The organism is Rhodococcus oxybenzonivorans (assembly GCF_003130705.1).
Classification (GTDB): domain Bacteria; phylum Actinomycetota; class Actinomycetes; order Mycobacteriales; family Mycobacteriaceae; genus Rhodococcus_F; species Rhodococcus_F oxybenzonivorans.
In genome coordinates, this window is the sequence record NZ_CP021354.1 from 1,687,153 (window position 1) to 1,701,714 (window position 14,562).

The following is a 14,562-nucleotide window of genomic DNA, read 5'->3' on the forward strand; positions in this document are numbered from 1 at the left end:
AGCTCCCGTCAGTGGTTGGTGGTGGTGGGTCTGGGCAACTCGGAGATCTCCGAGCCGGCTGGGGATGGTACAGCCGTGGTCGCGGGATGCTCTGCGCCCGGCTCCCACTCGGCGTTGACATTGCCGGAGTGCACCGGCTGCTTGCGGGACCGTAGGTACATGAACCCGGCGAGGAGGATGAGTGCCGCGAACACGACCAGCACGCCGGCGAGGCCGCCGATGATGTGCGCGAGGAACCAGCACACGGCGCCCACGAACGCGGCCGAGGGGAGAGTGATGAGCCACGCGACCGCCATACGTCCGGCGATGCCCCAGCGAACCTCGGCGCCCTTGCGGCCGAGCCCGGTGCCGAGGATGGAACCGGTGGCGACGTGTGTGGTGGACAACGGAAGTCCGAGGTGGCTCGACGTCAGGATGATCGCGGCCGACGAGGATTCGGCGGCCATGCCTTGCGGGGCGGCGATTTCGACGAGGCCCTTGCCGAGGGTGCGGATGATCCGCCAACCGCCGAGATAGGTGCCGAGGGCAATGGCGACGGCGCAGCTGAGCTTGACCCAGAACGGCATCTCGTCGTCGGCGGTGATGCTGCCGTGCGCGACCAGTGCGAGGAAGATCACGCCCATCGTCTTCTGGGCGTCGTTGGTTCCGTGCGCCAGCGACACCAGCGAGGCGGAACCGATCTGGCCGACGCGGAACCCGTGCTGCTTCGTTCCCTCCGGCACGGTGGAGGTGATGCGGTAGACGAGTTTAGTACCTGCCGTGGCGACCAGCGCTGCGACGACAGGGGCGAGAAGTGCCGGAATGACGACCTTGCCGAGGACCCCGCCCCACTCGACACCACTCATGCCGATGGACGCGATGGCCGCACCGATCAAGCCACCGAACAGCGCGTGCGAGGAGCTCGACGGCAGACCGAGCAGCCAGGTCGCGAGGTTCCAGATGATGCCGCCGACAAGTCCCGCGAACACGATGAGCAGGAGATCTTCACCGCCCACCGTTCCCAGGTTCACGACACCTTTGGCCACGGTCGCGGCGACCTCGACCGACAGGAATGCGCCGACCAGATTCAGCGACGCGGAGAGCACGACCGCGGTCTTGGGTCGCAGAGCTCCCGTTGCGATCGAGGTGGCCATTGCGTTTCCGGTGTCGTGGAAGCCGTTGGTGAAGTCGAAAGCGAGGGCGGTGACGACCACCACCAGAAGAACTACGAGCTCTGCGGTCACACCCAGATTGTGCGGATCGAAGTTCGAAAAGTACAGCTGAGGTCGGACACCTCGAGGTGGCCCGGCGTTTGGCCCCGCGTCACCGGTCGTTCACCGGCCGGGTGTCGCGCCGAAGGGGGTGATCCTCCGGAATCTGCACCAGCACGATCGGTACTCCGTCGGGGTCCGCGATCCACATTTCGTGCAGTCCCCACGGTTCCTGCCGGGCCTCGCGGTTGATCTTGACCCCGGCGAGGACCAGTTCGGTCTGTGCTGCGGTGAGGTCGCGGACCTGCAGCCACAGGGCACCGTCGAACGTCGACGGAGTGTCCGCGGCGCCGTGGGCGGCCACCTCGATGAGTCCCTGCCCCGCGAAGAACACCGTGCCCCCGGGATATTCGCGGGCGGTGGCGAGTCCGAGGATGTCGCGGTAAAAACTCAGCGTCGTCGCGTAGTCCCGTGGCCGCAGGATCGTCCTGCTGCTGAGGATTTCCACCCGTCACTCTCCTTTGCTCGGGCGGGCTTCGTGACCTGCCCGGCCGTGTGTGCGTCGCGCTTCCTTCATCTCCGCCTCGAACAGGTGGCGACGACCGTCCAGCAGTTCGTCACGGGCGGCGCGCTCGAGTTCACGGAAGGTGGACCAATACCCGTCGTCGAACTCTTCCACGACCTGGAAGGTCCACCGTCCGTCGAGCACGTTGAGGCCGACCAACTCGGTCTCCAGGCGGTCCGCCGTCGCGCCGTGACCCGCCGACCGCAACGCGTCGACGGCGTCACCTAGCTGGAGGTCGGCGTGCCCGATCAGCTGGTGGAACGAGTACAGCAGTCCGCGGGCCCGCTCGACGGTTTCGAGGGATTCGGACAACTTCCCGAGCGCGGCGACGGTGTCGTCGCCGGTTCCGGGCGGACGGCGGTGTTCCGGGGCCGGGAGCTCGCGGTCGGTGCTCATGTGGTCAGTGTGCCGGAATCGGTGAATCCGCGCTGGCGCGTGGCCATTTCCACGATGCCCGGGAAGGGGAGCGGCTCAGAAGTACCAGGGATACGGCTTCCAGTCGGGTTCGCGCTTATCGAGGAACGAGTCGCGACCTTCGACGGCCTCGTCCGTCATGTACGCCATGCGGGTTGCCTCTCCCGCGAACAACTGCTGTCCGACCAGGCCGTCGTCCTGCAGGTTGAACGCGTATTTCAGCATGCGCTGCGCCTGCGGGGACTTTCCGTTGATCCTGGCGCCCCACTCGATTCCGACGTCCTCGAGTTCGGCATGGTCGACGACCTTGTTGACGGCGCCCATCCGGTGCATCTCCTCGGCGGTGTACGTCTCGCCGAGGAAGAAGATCTCGCGGGCGAACTTCTGCCCGACCATCTTGGCGAGGTAGGCGCTGCCGTAGCCGCCGTCGAAGCTGCCGACGTCGGCGTCGGTCTGCTTGAACCGGGCGTGTTCGCGGCTGGCGAGTGTCAGATCGCACACCACGTGCAGGCTGTGCCCGCCGCCTGCGGCCCAGCCGTTGACGAGACAGATGACGACCTTCGGCATGAACCGGATCAATCGCTGAACCTCGAGGATGTGCAGGCGCCCGGCGCGGGCCCGATCGACGGTGTCCGCGGTTTCCCCTTCCGCATACTGGTATCCGCTGCGGCCGCGGATGCGCTGATCTCCGCCCGAGCAGAACGCCCAGCCCTGATCCTTCGGGCTCGGCCCGTTGCCGGTGAGGAGGACGGCGCCCACGTCGGACGTCATCCGCGCATGGTCGAGTGCCTGGTAGAGCTCGTCGACGGTGTGTGGACGGAAGGCATTGCGCACCTCGGGACGGTCGAACGCCACCCGGACGATGCCCTCGCTGACATGCCGGTGATAGGTGATGTCCGTGAGGTTCTCGAAGCCGGGTACGGGTCGCCAGTGCTGTGGGTTGAAGGTCACGGCTCCGAGATTATCGGGTGCCGCCGGTGGGTGTCCGCGCGCGGGAGTTCGGCCCGGGTTTACCGTGCAGGTATGAGCGAGCAGGCTGCGGACGTCACCGGTGTCGACGGGAAGCGCGACGACGACTACGAGCACCACGGCGGGTTCCCCAAGTACGAGGCGGTCACCCCCGGCCCGGATTGGGCGCGGTTCGTGGAAGGAATGCGCACCCTGCAGGATCTGGCGGTGTCGGTGGACGCCCCCGACGACGTTGTCGCGCAGGCGGCTGACCAGGTGGAGAAGCTGGCCGCAGTGCTCACACCGTACGTGGTTCCCGAGGGGCGGTCGCCGGCCGGACGGACGATCGAGCTGCCGGGCCGGGGGAGCCTGCTGATGCCGCCGTGGCACATCGAGAAGTTCGGACCCGACGGGGTGCGCAGCGCGGGCGAGTTCCGTCGCTACCACCTCGGTGGCAACGGCGCCGCGCACGGCGGCACGCTGCCGCTGCTGTTCGACGACCTGATGGGAATGATCGTCCACGCGTACGGGCGGCCCATCAGTCGCACGGCGTACCTGCATGTGAACTATCGGGCGATCACACCGCTCAACACACCGCTCACCGTCGAGGGCAGCGTCGACCGGGTAGAGGGGCGCAAGACGTTCATCACTGCGCAGCTGAAGAAGGGCGACACGTTGCTCGCCGACTGCGAGGCCCTCATGCTCGAGCTTCTGCCCGGACAGCCCTGACCTCGTGTCCTCTCTGCCTACCCTCGACGAGGTCCTGGCCGACGCGGTCGTGGTAAGTCTGCCCATGCGGGTGCGCTTCCGCGGCATCACCACCCGAGAAGCCATGCTCGTGCGTGGTCCCGCGGGATGGGGCGAGTTCGCTCCCTTCCCGGAATACGCGGACGACGAAGCCTCGCACTGGCTGCAGTCGGCGATCGAGGCCGCCTGGATCGGTCCGCCGCCCACACTCCGCGACCGGGTGGCTGTCAACGCGACCGTTCCCGCGGTGGACGCCGCACAGGTCCCCGCCCTCCTCGGGCGATACCCGGGAGCCCGAACCGCGAAAGTGAAAGTAGCCGAGCGCGGTCAGAATCTCGCCGACGACGTCGCACGGGTGAACGCCGTCCGCGCCCACATTCCCTGCGTGCGCGTCGACGCGAACGGTGGATGGACGGTCGACGAGGCGGTGACGGCGCTGCACGCACTCACGGCAGACGGGCCGCTCGAGTACGCGGAACAACCGTGCGCGAGTGTGCCGGAGCTGGTGGAGGTACGCCGACGTGTGCCCGCTGTCCGCGTGGCCGCCGACGAGAGCATTCGGCGTGCGGACGACCCGCTGAAGGTGGTTCGCGCAGGCGGCGCCGACATCGCCGTCGTGAAGGTCGCCCCCCTCGGTGGAATGCGCCGCCTCCTCGCGCTTGCGGACGAGTTGTCCGAGTACGGGGTCCCGGTGGTCGTGTCGAGTGCGTTGGACACCGCCGTGGGAATTGCCGCCGGTGTCGCGGCCGCGGCCGCACTGCCCGACCTGCATTTCGCGTGTGGACTGGGAACCGGTGGACTCTTCGAGTCGGATGTGGCCGAGCCCAGAGAGCCCGTGGACGGTGCGCTGGGCGTCGCATCCGTGACTCCCGACCCCGCCCGGGTCGCCGACCTCGCGGCAACGCCCGAGCGTGCCCGCTGGTGGATCGAGCGGGTGCGCCGGTGTCATGGCCTGCTCGAACAACGCGACCCGCAGCTTTTCGTATAGTGTCTGGCCGGACCTGATCGCTCAGTCAATACGGAGGCATTGAAAGTGGTTGCAGCTCTGAACGAAACCCTGCTCGACGAGGCACGTGTGCCGGCGGTCATCGCCGATGTGCAGGCTCTGATCGACGCGGAGGTTTCGGACAAGTCGGGGGCCTCGGGGCTGGCATTGAAGGGTGGTTACGCCGCGGTCAAGAAGGTGGGACCGTCCATCGTGCCGGATGCTATCGAGGGCTTGCTGCCCGAGTTCGTCACCAAGCTCGAGCCGTACTGGCAGGATTTCACCGCCAGCGGCCAGGATTCGTTCGCCGATTACCTCGTCGCCCGCGGCGACGACGTGTCGGACTCGCTCCTCGGTGTCACCGACGAGCGCATCGAGAACAGTGACCGTGGCGCGGTCAAGAAGGTGTACAACTCGCTGCGCCCGTCCGCGAAGAAGAATGTGATCGAAGCACTTCCGCGTCTGGGCGCACTCGTCCAGAAGCACGCCAACTGAACGAACCTCTGGAAGTGGCGAAGTGCGCGTCCGCGTACTTCGCCGCTTCCTGTGGTCAGTAGGCGGCGTGGCCGTGGCGCCAGTAGCCGGTGAACGAAATGTGTGTCTTGGGAACGTGCCGGTCGTTCACGAGATGGCGTCGAAGAGCCGTCGGTAAGTCACTTTCCCCGGCGACGAACGTGTACGACGGCCCGGTCGGAAGATCTGCCTGCCGCACCGTCTCCAACGCAAGCAGCCCCGGACGGGCACCTGCGTTTTCGCGGACCAGCCAGTGCACGTTCACTCCGTCGCCCACCGAAACGTCTTGTGCATCTGCGGCTTCCGCGATCTCGACGAACACCTCGGCTCGAAGGTTCCGCGGCGCCGATCGCAGAATCCCGACGATCGCCGGCAACGCGCTCTCGTCACCGACCAGGAGTTGCCACTCGGCGCCGGGCGCCGGGTTGTAGATCCGGCCCTCGTCGAGGATCGCGATCTCGTCGCCCGCCGACGCGGACGCGGCCCAGGCCGAAGCCGGACCCAGGTCGCCGTGCGAGGCGAAGTCGATGTCGATCTCGGTCTCTTCGCCGAACAGTCCGGTGCCGGCGGCGCGGTAGTCGCGGATCGTGTAGTTGCGCACGACGGGCCGGGTGTCCTTCGACATCAGCTTGTACTGCGCGTACCAGAGGTTGCTCGCGCTGGTCGGCAGCCGCAGAGTGGTCTGTCCGGGTTGGGGGATGAACATCCGGAACCACTGGTCGAAGCCCATCGGCGTCACGGAGTCCAGTTCGGGTCCCGCCACGGTGACGCGGATGAAGTTGGGGCTGATCTGCTTGCCTGCCACCACCCGGGCGGACGCAATTCGGCGAGTCTCGGGTTTGACGAACTTGCTGCGTTGGGCCATGGATGGTTACTTTCCGGCTAGGGAATCGATTTTGTCAGGTAAGCCTAACCAATCGATCGACTATTCGGGTCGTTGCGGTCGGTCCAGCAACACGACTTCGGGCGGCAACCCCCACTCGTTGCGGCCCAGGCGGCTGAGCGGGGCGAGGGACGCGAAGTCGGGCAGACCGTCCTCCGCGACCGCCTCGTCCCGCACCGCAACCGCCAGCACGTCGCCCATCACCACGAACGAATCACCGACCGGAACGATTCGCGCGAGGCGGCATTCGATCGCCACCGGCGAGGCGGCCACCCGCACGGGACGCACGTGCTCGCTCGGCTCGGTCTCGATCCCCAGCGCCGCGAACTCGTCGACGTCATGGTCGTAGGTGGCCGAACTGGCGTTCACCACCTTCATGAGAGGTTCGGTCGCCACGTTGATCACGAACTCCCCGGTGGCTTCGATGTTGCGCAGGCTGTCCTTGCGGGTGACGGACGTGAACTGCACCACCGGTGGATTGGTGCTCGACACCGAGAAGAAGCTGTACGGGGCCAGATTGGCTATCCCGTCCTCCGAGAGGGTGGACACCCAGGCGATCGGTCGCGGCACCACGGACGCGGTCAGTACCTGGTACATGCGGCGGGGCGGAAGTTCGGCGGGGTCGAAGACTGTGCGCATCTGTTCATCGTGTCAGCGGAGGGGGTGTGGCCGCGAACTCACCTGACGAGGTCGCCGACAGAACCGGCCGGTGGATCTGACACTCTGGATGGTGTGAATCCGTCCACTGCACAAGCCACCGCGGTCGTCGACGAACTGGTCCGCGGGGGAGTACGCGAGGTTGTGCTCTGCCCGGGTTCGCGCAACGCACCGTTGGCCTTCGCGCTGCAGAAGGCCGACCTCGAGGGTCGACTGCGCCTGCACATGCGCATCGACGAGCGGACCGCGGGATTCCTCGCGCTGGGATTGGCCGTCGCCGGTCGTCGGCCGGTGCCCATCGTGATGACCTCGGGTACCGCCGTGGCCAACCTCGGCCCGGCCGTTCTCGAGGCCAACTACGCCCGGGTCCCGCTCGTGGTGCTCAGTGCCAACCGCCCCTACGAAATGCTCGGTACCGGCGCCAACCAGACCATCGAGCAACTCGGCCTGTTCGGGAGCCAGGTCCGCGCCACCATCAGCCTGGGGCTGGCCGAGGACGACGCCGGTCAGAACAGCCAGTGGCGTTCGGCCGTGTGCCGGGTCCTCGCCGCCGCGCGCGGCACGAGGTCGGGCAACGCCGGTCCCGTGCACTTCGACATTCCGCTCCGGGAACCGCTCGTTCCTGACGTCCACGCGCAGGGGCCGATCCCGCAGGGACGGCCGGGTGGGGCGGCGTGGACCACCACGCAGCACGCGACGCTCGACGTGCCGGTCGAGCTCGACCTCACCCCCGACACCATCGTCATCTCCGGTCACGGGTCGGCTCTACGGCCCGAGCTCGCTGGACTCCCGACGGTCGCCGAGCCGACAGCGCCGCTCCACGGCATTCCGGTGCATCCGATGGCGCTGCCCCAGCTCAAACCGCGGCAGGCAATCATCACCGGCCGCCCGACCCTGCACCGGCCGGTGTCGAAACTTCTCGCCGATCCGGTCGTGGCCGTGTACGCGCTCACCACCGGCCCGCGCTGGCCCGACGTCTCCGGCAACGTTCTCGCCACGGGCACCCGCGCCGTGGTCTCGGGTGAACCGGACCCGGCCTGGATCGCCCGTTGCCGGACCCTCACCGAGCACACGGACAAAGCGGTGCGGGCCCAGCTGGCGTCCCATCCGAAGGCAACCGGCCTGCACGTCGCCGCCACTGTGATGGACGCATTGTCCGACGGTGACCAACTGCTCCTCGGGGCGTCCAATCCGGTGCGAGATGCCGCGCTCGTCAGTTACCCGTCGCCGCGGATCCGGGTTCTGTCCAATCGTGGAGTCGCCGGGATCGACGGCACGGTGTCGGCCGCGGTGGGGGCGGCCCTCGCCTACGAGGAGGGCCGCACGGTGGCTCTGCTCGGCGATCTGACGTTCTTGCACGACGCCTCCGGGCTGCTCATCGGACCGGGAGAACCGCGTCCCCGTGATCTCACCATCGTGGTGGCCAACGACGACGGCGGCGGCATCTTCGAACTGCTCGAACAGGGCGACCCCCAGTACGCGGGCGTGTTCGAACGGGTCTTCGGCACACCACACGGCATGGACCTCGCCGCCTTGTGCGCCGCCTACCGCGTGGAGCACCACCTCGTCGGGCTCGAAGAATTGTCCGCCGAACTGCACAACCCCGGGACGCCCGGTGAACGCGGAATCCGGGTGCTCGAGGTGACCACCGAGCGTTCCGGCCTGCGCGAACTGCATGCAGCGGTCCGGGCGCAACTGTGAATCCACGGGTGACGGGCCGGGTGCGGCGCGGCATCGTCGTCACGGCCGCCGGCATCTCGATCCTCGCCGTGCTGTTGGTGGTGGCAGCGTGGCGGAACGACCGCACGATCCAGTCGGACATGGGTGTCGCGACGGCCGAGGTGCTGTCGGCCGGCTCCTTGCGGTCGGCGATCAGCTTCGTGACGCCCGACGGCGTGACGCACAATCCGGAATTGGGTGTGCTGTACCCGACGCGGTTGACGGCCGGACAACGGATCGACGTCGAGTACGCACGGGCCGACCCGGACCTCGTCCGGGTGTCCGGCCGGGATGCGAGTGTCGCCGTGATCCCTGCCGGGTCGCTCATCGTCGTCACCTGGCTCATCGCGGGACCGCTGATCTGGTATCTACGCAGACGAGAGGACGCGGCGGTTTCTCCGGCAATGTCATCGTGAGTTCGCCGGAACTTCGCGCGTCGGTCACATCGTTCTCGCCGCCCTGACCACGGGCACTGCCACGCTGTGCGTCGTGAGAGTAGCGATCGTCGCGGAGTCGTTCCTGCCCAACATGAATGGTGTGACCAATTCGGTGCTCCGGGTTCTCGAGCATTTGCAGCGGGACGGACACCAGGCGATGGTCGTCGCCCCGGGCACCGTCGGTTCACAGCCCCCTGCCTCGACGGAACACGACGGTGTGCCCGTCTATCGGGTGCCCGCGGTCATGGTTCCGAAAGTCAGCTCCCTCCCCGTCGGACTGCCGCAACCGGGACTCACGGCGGAACTGCGTGCGTTCGAGCCCGACGTGATTCACCTGGCGTCGCCGTTCCTGCTCGGCGCGGGCGGGCTCGGCGCGGCGCACCGCCTGGACGTGCCGACGGTGGCGATCTATCAGACCGACGTCGCGGGTTTCGCCGAAAGCTACGGCCTGGGAATTACCAGCCGCGCGGCGTGGGCCTGGACCCGCCGCATCCACAAGGGATGCACGCGCACCCTGGCGCCGTCGACGTCTGCGGTCGAGGCCCTTGCCGAGCAGCGCATTCCCCGCGTGCACCGCTGGGCCCGCGGAGTCGAGACCAGCCGATTCGCGCCGTCTCGCCGCAGTACGGACCTGCGCGACTCCTGGTCGGCGGAGCCGGACCGTCTGATCGTGGGGTTCGTGGGCAGGCTCGCTCCGGAAAAGCATGTGGAGCGACTTGCCGCGCTGGCCGGACACCCCGGAATCCAGCTCGTGGTGATCGGCGACGGGCCGGAGCGGGGCCGTTTGCAGAAGCTGATGCCTGATGCCGTCTTCACCGGCCAACTCGGCGGCACCGAACTCGCGGAGGCCTACGCGAGCCTGGACGTGTTCGTGCATCCGGGTGAGCACGAGACGTTCTGCCAGGCCGTCCAGGAAGCGCTGGCCAGCGGCATTCCGGTGATCGGCCCGGACGCCGGAGGGCCACGCGACCTCGTCACGCACTGCCGCAACGGGTACCTGTTGCCGGTCGAGCGGTTCGCCGAGCTGTTACCCAGTGCCGTCGAGGCGCTGAGTGACCGGCGGATGCGGGCGCGCTTCGGTGAGGCGGCGCGGCGATCGGTGCTCCACCGCACGTGGCCTGCCATCTGCAGCGAGCTGCTCGACCACTACGCCGAGGTCACCGGGAATGCGGGCTTCCGCGCGTCCCGGGCTGCCTGACGACGGCACGGGGACCGTTCCCCGAGCATGCGCGGCCAACCCAGACATCGGCCGGGCAGGCGTCGACTAGCGCCGATCCCGGCACCCGACGAGGTTGGTAGCGTTCCGGGTGTGGCAACTACACACGGTTCGCGGGCATCGCTCGAAAAAGATCCGCACGAAGTCGCGTCGATGTTCGACGGCGTCGCAAAGCGTTACGACCTCACCAACACCATCCTGTCCTTCGGGCAGGACCGCAGTTGGCGCAAGGCGACTCGGTCGGCCCTCGATCTGAAGCCGGGGGAGCGGGTTCTCGACCTCGCCGCGGGCACCGGTGTGTCGACCGTCGAACTCGGGCGATCGGGGGCGTGGTGCGTGGCCACCGACTTCTCCAAGGGAATGCTGCAGGCGGGCATCGGCCGGCAGGTTCCCATGGTGGCGGGGGATGCGATGCACCTGCCGTACGCCGACGCGGTGTTCGACGCGGCCACCATCTCGTTCGGCCTCCGCAACGTCTCGGACTTCGATGCCGGGCTGCGGGAGATCGCCCGTGTCACCAAGCCGGGCGGCCGCCTTGTCGTCAGCGAGTTCTCCACGCCGGTGTTCGGGCCGTTCCGAACGATCTACATGGAGTACCTGATGAAGGCGCTGCCCCGGGTCGCCCGCGCGGTCAGCAGCAACCCTGATGCGTACGTGTATCTCGCGGAGTCCATCCGCGCCTGGCCGACACAGTCCGAACTCGCCCAGCGCATCGAGGCGGCAGGGTGGCGGCACGTCCAGTGGCGCAACCTCACCGGCGGGGTCGTCGCCCTGCACCGCGCCAGCCGCTGACCGGCCTCAACCGAACAGTGGCCGGGTGTCCGCCTTCTGCGACGCCAGGCCGGACGCACGCCATGCCCGGGCGGTGAGGTCGTTGTCCTCCTCGGTGACGAGGTTGCCCATCACGCGCACGGCGATGGTCATGAGCGCGCGCGAGCGCATCGCCACCGGACCCGACGCCGGGAGAACCCGGGGCACGGTCAGCAGTCCGGCGAGCCGACGCGCCACCGAGAACGCCCGCCCATAGCGCTCGCGGAGGATGGTGGGCCACAGCTCCGTCAGATCGTCCGCATCGAGGACTTCGGCCACGAGACGTCCACCCTCGAGCCCGTAGTCGATCCCCTCGCCGTTGAGCGGGTTCACACAGGCCGCGGCGTCGCCGATGATGGCCCAGTTGCGACCGGCGACGTGCGACACCGCGCCGCCCATCGGTAGCAACGCGGACGCCACCGCCCGCAGTTCGCCGCCCCAGGCCCACTCCGCGCGCCGCTGTGCCGTGTACAGGTCGAGCAGTGGGCGGAGCGCGCCCGGCGCCGGCCGTTTGGCGGTGGCGAGCGTGCCGACCCCGATGTTCACCTCGCCGGTGCCGAGGGGAAACACCCACCCGTACCCCGACTGCAGAGTGCCGGCGCTGTCACGCAACTCCAAGTGGGAGGTGATCCACGGATCGTCACTGCGCGCCGTGGCGATGTAGGCGCGCGCGGCGACGCCGTACGCGGTGGCGCGGTGCCATTCCCGGCCCAGCTTCTTGCCCAACGTCGACCGGACCCCGTCGGCCACGATCAGGGTGCGGCACTTGATGGTGTGCGTGCCGTCGCCGGTCTGCACCGTCACCGCGCTCACCCGGTCGCCGTTCCGCTCGACGCCGACCGCCTTGGCCCCCTGTACCATCACGGCGCCCGCCTCGACCGCAGTCGTCCGAAGCTTGTCGTCGAATTCGGTCCTGGCCACCGCGCTCCCCACGGCGGGGAACGACCGTCCGGGCCATTCGAGTTCGAGTTCCTGCCCGAATCCACTGAGCCGGAGCCCGCGGTTGGTGCCCCTCGACCGCACCCACTCACCGAGGCCGAGGTGATCGAGTTCGGCGACGGCACGCGGGGTGAGGCCGTCACCACACGTCTTGTCCCGGGGAAACACGGCGGCGTCGACGAGTACCACGTCGCGGCCGGCACGCGCGGCCCAGGTGGCCGCGGAGGAACCGGCGGGACCAGCGCCGATGACCAAGACATCGGCGGCGACGGGAAGCGGGGACCCCGCGGGCGACTGTTCTGCTACGACCACACCTACATCCTGTCAGGCCGCGCCCGGGGCCCGTGGCGAGGCCGATGGCCGCTGCAACCGCTAGGTTCTCTACCGTAGGTACCAGCCGTCACCGACGGCGCGGGAACCGAGCCGTCACTGACGACAGGAATGGGTACTGAGAACGTGAGCACCGAGGGCGCAGCACACACCGCTGCCGACGCTGTAGAGGGCACTACGGTCGCCGGGATCGATCTCGGCGACACTCAGCTCGCTGCCACGGTCCGCGACAGGCTGAAACAGGTCGAGGAACTGCTGGTCAGCGAGCTCTCCGACGGTGAGGACTTTCTCACCGAGGCCGCGCTGCACCTCGCGAAGGCCGGAGGCAAGCGCTTCCGCCCGCTGTTCACGGTGCTCACCGCTCAGCTGGGTCCGAAAGCGTCCGATCCGTCGGTGGTCACCGCCGCCACCGTCGTCGAACTGGTCCATCTGGCCACGCTCTACCACGACGACGTGATGGACGAGGCGTCGATGCGCCGAGGCGCGCCCAGTGCCAACTCGCGGTGGGGCAACAGTGTCGCGATCCTGGCGGGCGACTACCTGTTCGCGCACGCCTCCCGCCTCGTGTCCACGTTGGGTCCCTCTGCTGTCCAGATCATCGCCGAGACGTTTGCCGAACTGGTGACCGGGCAGATGCGCGAGACGATCGGCCTCCGCGGCGAGCAGGACCCGATCCAGCACTATCTCAAGGTGGTGTGGGAGAAGACGGGTTCACTGATCGCTGCGTGCGGACGTTTCGGCGGCACCTTCTCCGGCGCGGACGCCGCCGACGTGGAGCGGCTCGAACGACTCGGCGACGCTGTCGGCACGGCCTTCCAGATCTCCGACGACATCATCGACATCTCCTCGGTGTCGGCTCAGTCCGGCAAGACACCAGGGACCGACCTGCGTGAGGGCGTGCACACCCTTCCGGTGTTGTATGCGCTGCGCGACGAGGGACCCGAGGCCGACCGGCTGCGTGTGCTTCTCGACGGCCCCGTCACCGACGATGACGACGTCGCCGAGGCGCTCGAGCTCCTCGCGCGGTCGCCTGGGATGGCGCAGGCCAAGGCGAAGCTGGAGGAGTTCGCAGTGGAGGCGCGTGCGCAGCTCACCCAGCTACCCCAAGGTCCCGCCAACGACGCGCTCGTCAAGCTGGTCGATTACACGGTCGAACGCGTCGGCTGAGCCGTATCGTCGAACTTGATTGCTCGCGCGATTTCCGCGCTGTACACACCGGGAACCGTCTCACCACCCTGCTTCGTTGAATGATCAAGATCCGGTATTCGGGCGATCGTGATCGGGTGACGACGACAAGGAAGGCGAGCCGTGCGCGGGTACGCAAACGGGGCCAAGACCCTGGTTCTGCTGGTCGGCATGTCGGCGCTGATCGTGTTCATCGGCGCGTTGTTCCGCAACACGACCATCCTTCTGCTGGCCATCGTGTTCGCGGTCGGCATGAATGCGTACGCCTACTTCAACAGCGACAAGCTGGCCCTCAAAGCCATGCATGCGCAGCCGATCACCGAGGTGGAAGCGCCTGCCATCTACCGCATCGTGCGGGAGCTGGCCACCACGGCTCATCAGCCGATGCCCCGGCTCTACATCAGCCCCACCAGTGCCCCCAACGCGTTCGCCACGGGCCGCAGCCCTCGGCATGCCGCGGTCTGCTGCACCAGCGGCATCCTGCAGATTCTCAACGAACGCGAACTGCGGGCGGTCCTGGGACACGAGTTGTCGCACGTCTACAACCGCGACATCCTGATCTCTTCGGTGGCCGGGACGATGGCCGCTGTCGTGTCCGGGCTGGCGAACTTCGCGATGTTCGCGAACATGTTCGGCGGACGGGGTGGGGGACAGGGCGCCAACCCGCTCGCGCTGCTGCTGGTGTCGTTGCTCGGCCCCATCGCGGCCACCATCGTCAAGTTGGCGGTGTCGAGGTCCCGCGAATACCAAGCGGACCAGTCGGGCGCAGAACTGACCGGTGACCCTCTCGCCCTGGCGTCCGCGCTACGCAAGCTCGAGCGGGGCACCCAGGCGGCCCCGCTCCCCCCGGAACCTCAGCTCGCGGCGCAGTCGCACCTGATGATCGCCAACCCGTTCCGCACCGGCGAGAAGATGACCCGCATGTTCTCCACCCACCCGCCGATGGCCGAGCGCATCGAGCGTCTCGAGCGGATGGCCGGCCGGTAGGCGGATGGCCGCCCGTGCGCCTTTCTGGTTGCTCCAG

General features: G+C 68.1%; 16 protein-coding genes. 9 read left to right on the forward strand and 7 right to left on the reverse strand.

Features of this window, described 5'->3' with window-relative positions; genetic code table 11:
- Nucleotides 1–8: 8 nt before the first annotated feature.
- The 4 genes from CBI38_RS08105 to CBI38_RS08120 form a co-directional block, all read right to left on the reverse strand.
- Nucleotides 9–1,223, reverse strand: coding sequence for an inorganic phosphate transporter (locus tag CBI38_RS08105; RefSeq protein ID WP_109327916.1), 1,215 nt, complete (start codon nt 1,221–1,223; stop codon nt 9–11).
- 79 nt (nt 1,224–1,302) lie between these two features.
- Complete coding sequence (locus CBI38_RS08110; protein ID WP_109327918.1) at nt 1,303–1,698, reverse strand: VOC family protein; 396 nt, start codon at nt 1,696–1,698, stop codon at nt 1,303–1,305.
- 3 nt (nt 1,699–1,701) lie between these two features.
- Nucleotides 1,702–2,151 carry a hypothetical protein gene (locus tag CBI38_RS08115; RefSeq protein ID WP_109327920.1) on the reverse strand — a complete coding sequence of 150 codons (450 nt, stop codon included), beginning with the start codon at nt 2,149–2,151 and terminating at the stop codon, nt 1,702–1,704.
- 75 nt (nt 2,152–2,226) lie between these two features.
- Complete coding sequence (locus tag CBI38_RS08120) at nt 2,227–3,120, reverse strand: 1,4-dihydroxy-2-naphthoyl-CoA synthase (RefSeq protein WP_109327922.1); 894 nt, start codon at nt 3,118–3,120, stop codon at nt 2,227–2,229.
- Between the two features lie 72 nt (nt 3,121–3,192).
- Here CBI38_RS08120 and CBI38_RS08125 point away from each other — a divergent pair, with 72 nt between their 5' ends.
- Genes CBI38_RS08125 through CBI38_RS08135 form a run of 3 tightly spaced genes read left to right on the forward strand, consistent with a single transcriptional unit; the run spans nt 3,193 to nt 5,344 of the window.
- A complete protein-coding gene (locus CBI38_RS08125) occupies nt 3,193–3,846 on the forward strand; it encodes a PaaI family thioesterase (RefSeq protein WP_109327924.1) in 654 nt (217 codons plus the stop codon).
- Between the two features lie 4 nt (nt 3,847–3,850).
- On the forward strand, nt 3,851–4,852 hold the full coding sequence (locus tag CBI38_RS08130) for an o-succinylbenzoate synthase (protein WP_109327926.1): 1,002 nt from the start codon (nt 3,851–3,853) through the stop codon (nt 4,850–4,852).
- Nucleotides 4,853–4,897: 45 nt separating this feature from the next.
- Entirely contained in the window at nt 4,898–5,344 is a 447-nt protein-coding gene (locus tag CBI38_RS08135) for a DUF6918 family protein (RefSeq protein WP_109327928.1), read from the forward strand.
- Between the two features lie 55 nt (nt 5,345–5,399).
- Here CBI38_RS08135 and CBI38_RS08140 read toward each other — a convergent pair whose 3' ends face one another.
- Nucleotides 5,400–6,227, reverse strand: a complete 828-nt coding sequence (locus CBI38_RS08140) for a siderophore-interacting protein (protein ID WP_109327930.1) — start codon at nt 6,225–6,227, stop codon at nt 5,400–5,402.
- 60 nt (nt 6,228–6,287) lie between these two features.
- A complete protein-coding gene (locus CBI38_RS08145; protein ID WP_109327932.1) occupies nt 6,288–6,884 on the reverse strand; it encodes a flavin reductase family protein in 597 nt (198 codons plus the stop codon).
- A 93-nt stretch (nt 6,885–6,977) separates the two neighbouring features.
- Between CBI38_RS08145 and menD the strand changes: the two genes are divergently transcribed.
- The 4 genes from menD (at nt 6,978) to CBI38_RS08165 (ending at nt 11,066) form a co-directional block, all read left to right on the forward strand.
- On the forward strand, nt 6,978–8,603 hold the full coding sequence (menD, locus tag CBI38_RS08150; RefSeq protein ID WP_109327934.1) for a 2-succinyl-5-enolpyruvyl-6-hydroxy-3-cyclohexene-1-carboxylic-acid synthase: 1,626 nt from the start codon (nt 6,978–6,980) through the stop codon (nt 8,601–8,603).
- On the forward strand, nt 8,600–9,037 hold the full coding sequence (locus CBI38_RS08155) for a DUF3592 domain-containing protein (RefSeq protein WP_109327935.1): 438 nt from the start codon (nt 8,600–8,602) through the stop codon (nt 9,035–9,037). The genes menD and CBI38_RS08155 overlap by 4 nt, the downstream gene beginning before the upstream one ends.
- A 73-nt stretch (nt 9,038–9,110) precedes the next feature.
- Nucleotides 9,111–10,256, forward strand: coding sequence for a glycosyltransferase family 4 protein (locus CBI38_RS08160; RefSeq protein ID WP_204164891.1), 1,146 nt, complete (start codon nt 9,111–9,113; stop codon nt 10,254–10,256).
- A 111-nt stretch (nt 10,257–10,367) separates the two neighbouring features.
- Nucleotides 10,368–11,066: a demethylmenaquinone methyltransferase gene (locus tag CBI38_RS08165; protein ID WP_109327939.1), complete on the forward strand. Its 699-nt coding sequence runs from the start codon at nt 10,368–10,370 to the stop codon at nt 11,064–11,066.
- Nucleotides 11,067–11,072: 6 nt separating this feature from the next.
- Here the strand turns inward: CBI38_RS08165 and CBI38_RS08170 are convergent, their stop codons facing one another.
- Nucleotides 11,073–12,335, reverse strand: a complete 1,263-nt coding sequence (locus tag CBI38_RS08170; protein WP_109327947.1) for a geranylgeranyl reductase family protein — start codon at nt 12,333–12,335, stop codon at nt 11,073–11,075.
- A gap of 129 nt (nt 12,336–12,464) precedes the next feature.
- Here CBI38_RS08170 and CBI38_RS08175 point away from each other — a divergent pair, with 129 nt between their 5' ends.
- A complete protein-coding gene (locus tag CBI38_RS08175) occupies nt 12,465–13,520 on the forward strand; it encodes a polyprenyl synthetase family protein (RefSeq protein ID WP_109327949.1) in 1,056 nt (351 codons plus the stop codon).
- Nucleotides 13,521–13,661: 141 nt separating this feature from the next.
- Nucleotides 13,662–14,525, forward strand: a complete 864-nt coding sequence (gene htpX, locus CBI38_RS08180) for a zinc metalloprotease HtpX (RefSeq protein ID WP_109327951.1) — start codon at nt 13,662–13,664, stop codon at nt 14,523–14,525.
- Nucleotides 14,526–14,562 lie beyond the last annotated feature (37 nt).

Coding starts and splice junctions, on each gene's coding strand:
- CBI38_RS08115 (WP_109327920.1), bottom strand. CDS start 2,151: ATGAGCACCGACCGCGAGCTCCCGGCCCCGGAACACCGCCGTCCGCCC.
- CBI38_RS08125 (WP_109327924.1), top strand. CDS start 3,193: ATGAGCGAGCAGGCTGCGGACGTCACCGGTGTCGACGGGAAGCGCGAC.
- CBI38_RS08140 (WP_109327930.1), bottom strand. CDS start 6,227: ATGGCCCAACGCAGCAAGTTCGTCAAACCCGAGACTCGCCGAATTGCG.
- CBI38_RS08145 (WP_109327932.1), bottom strand. CDS start 6,884: ATGCGCACAGTCTTCGACCCCGCCGAACTTCCGCCCCGCCGCATGTAC.
- CBI38_RS08175 (WP_109327949.1), top strand. CDS start 12,465: ATGGGTACTGAGAACGTGAGCACCGAGGGCGCAGCACACACCGCTGCC.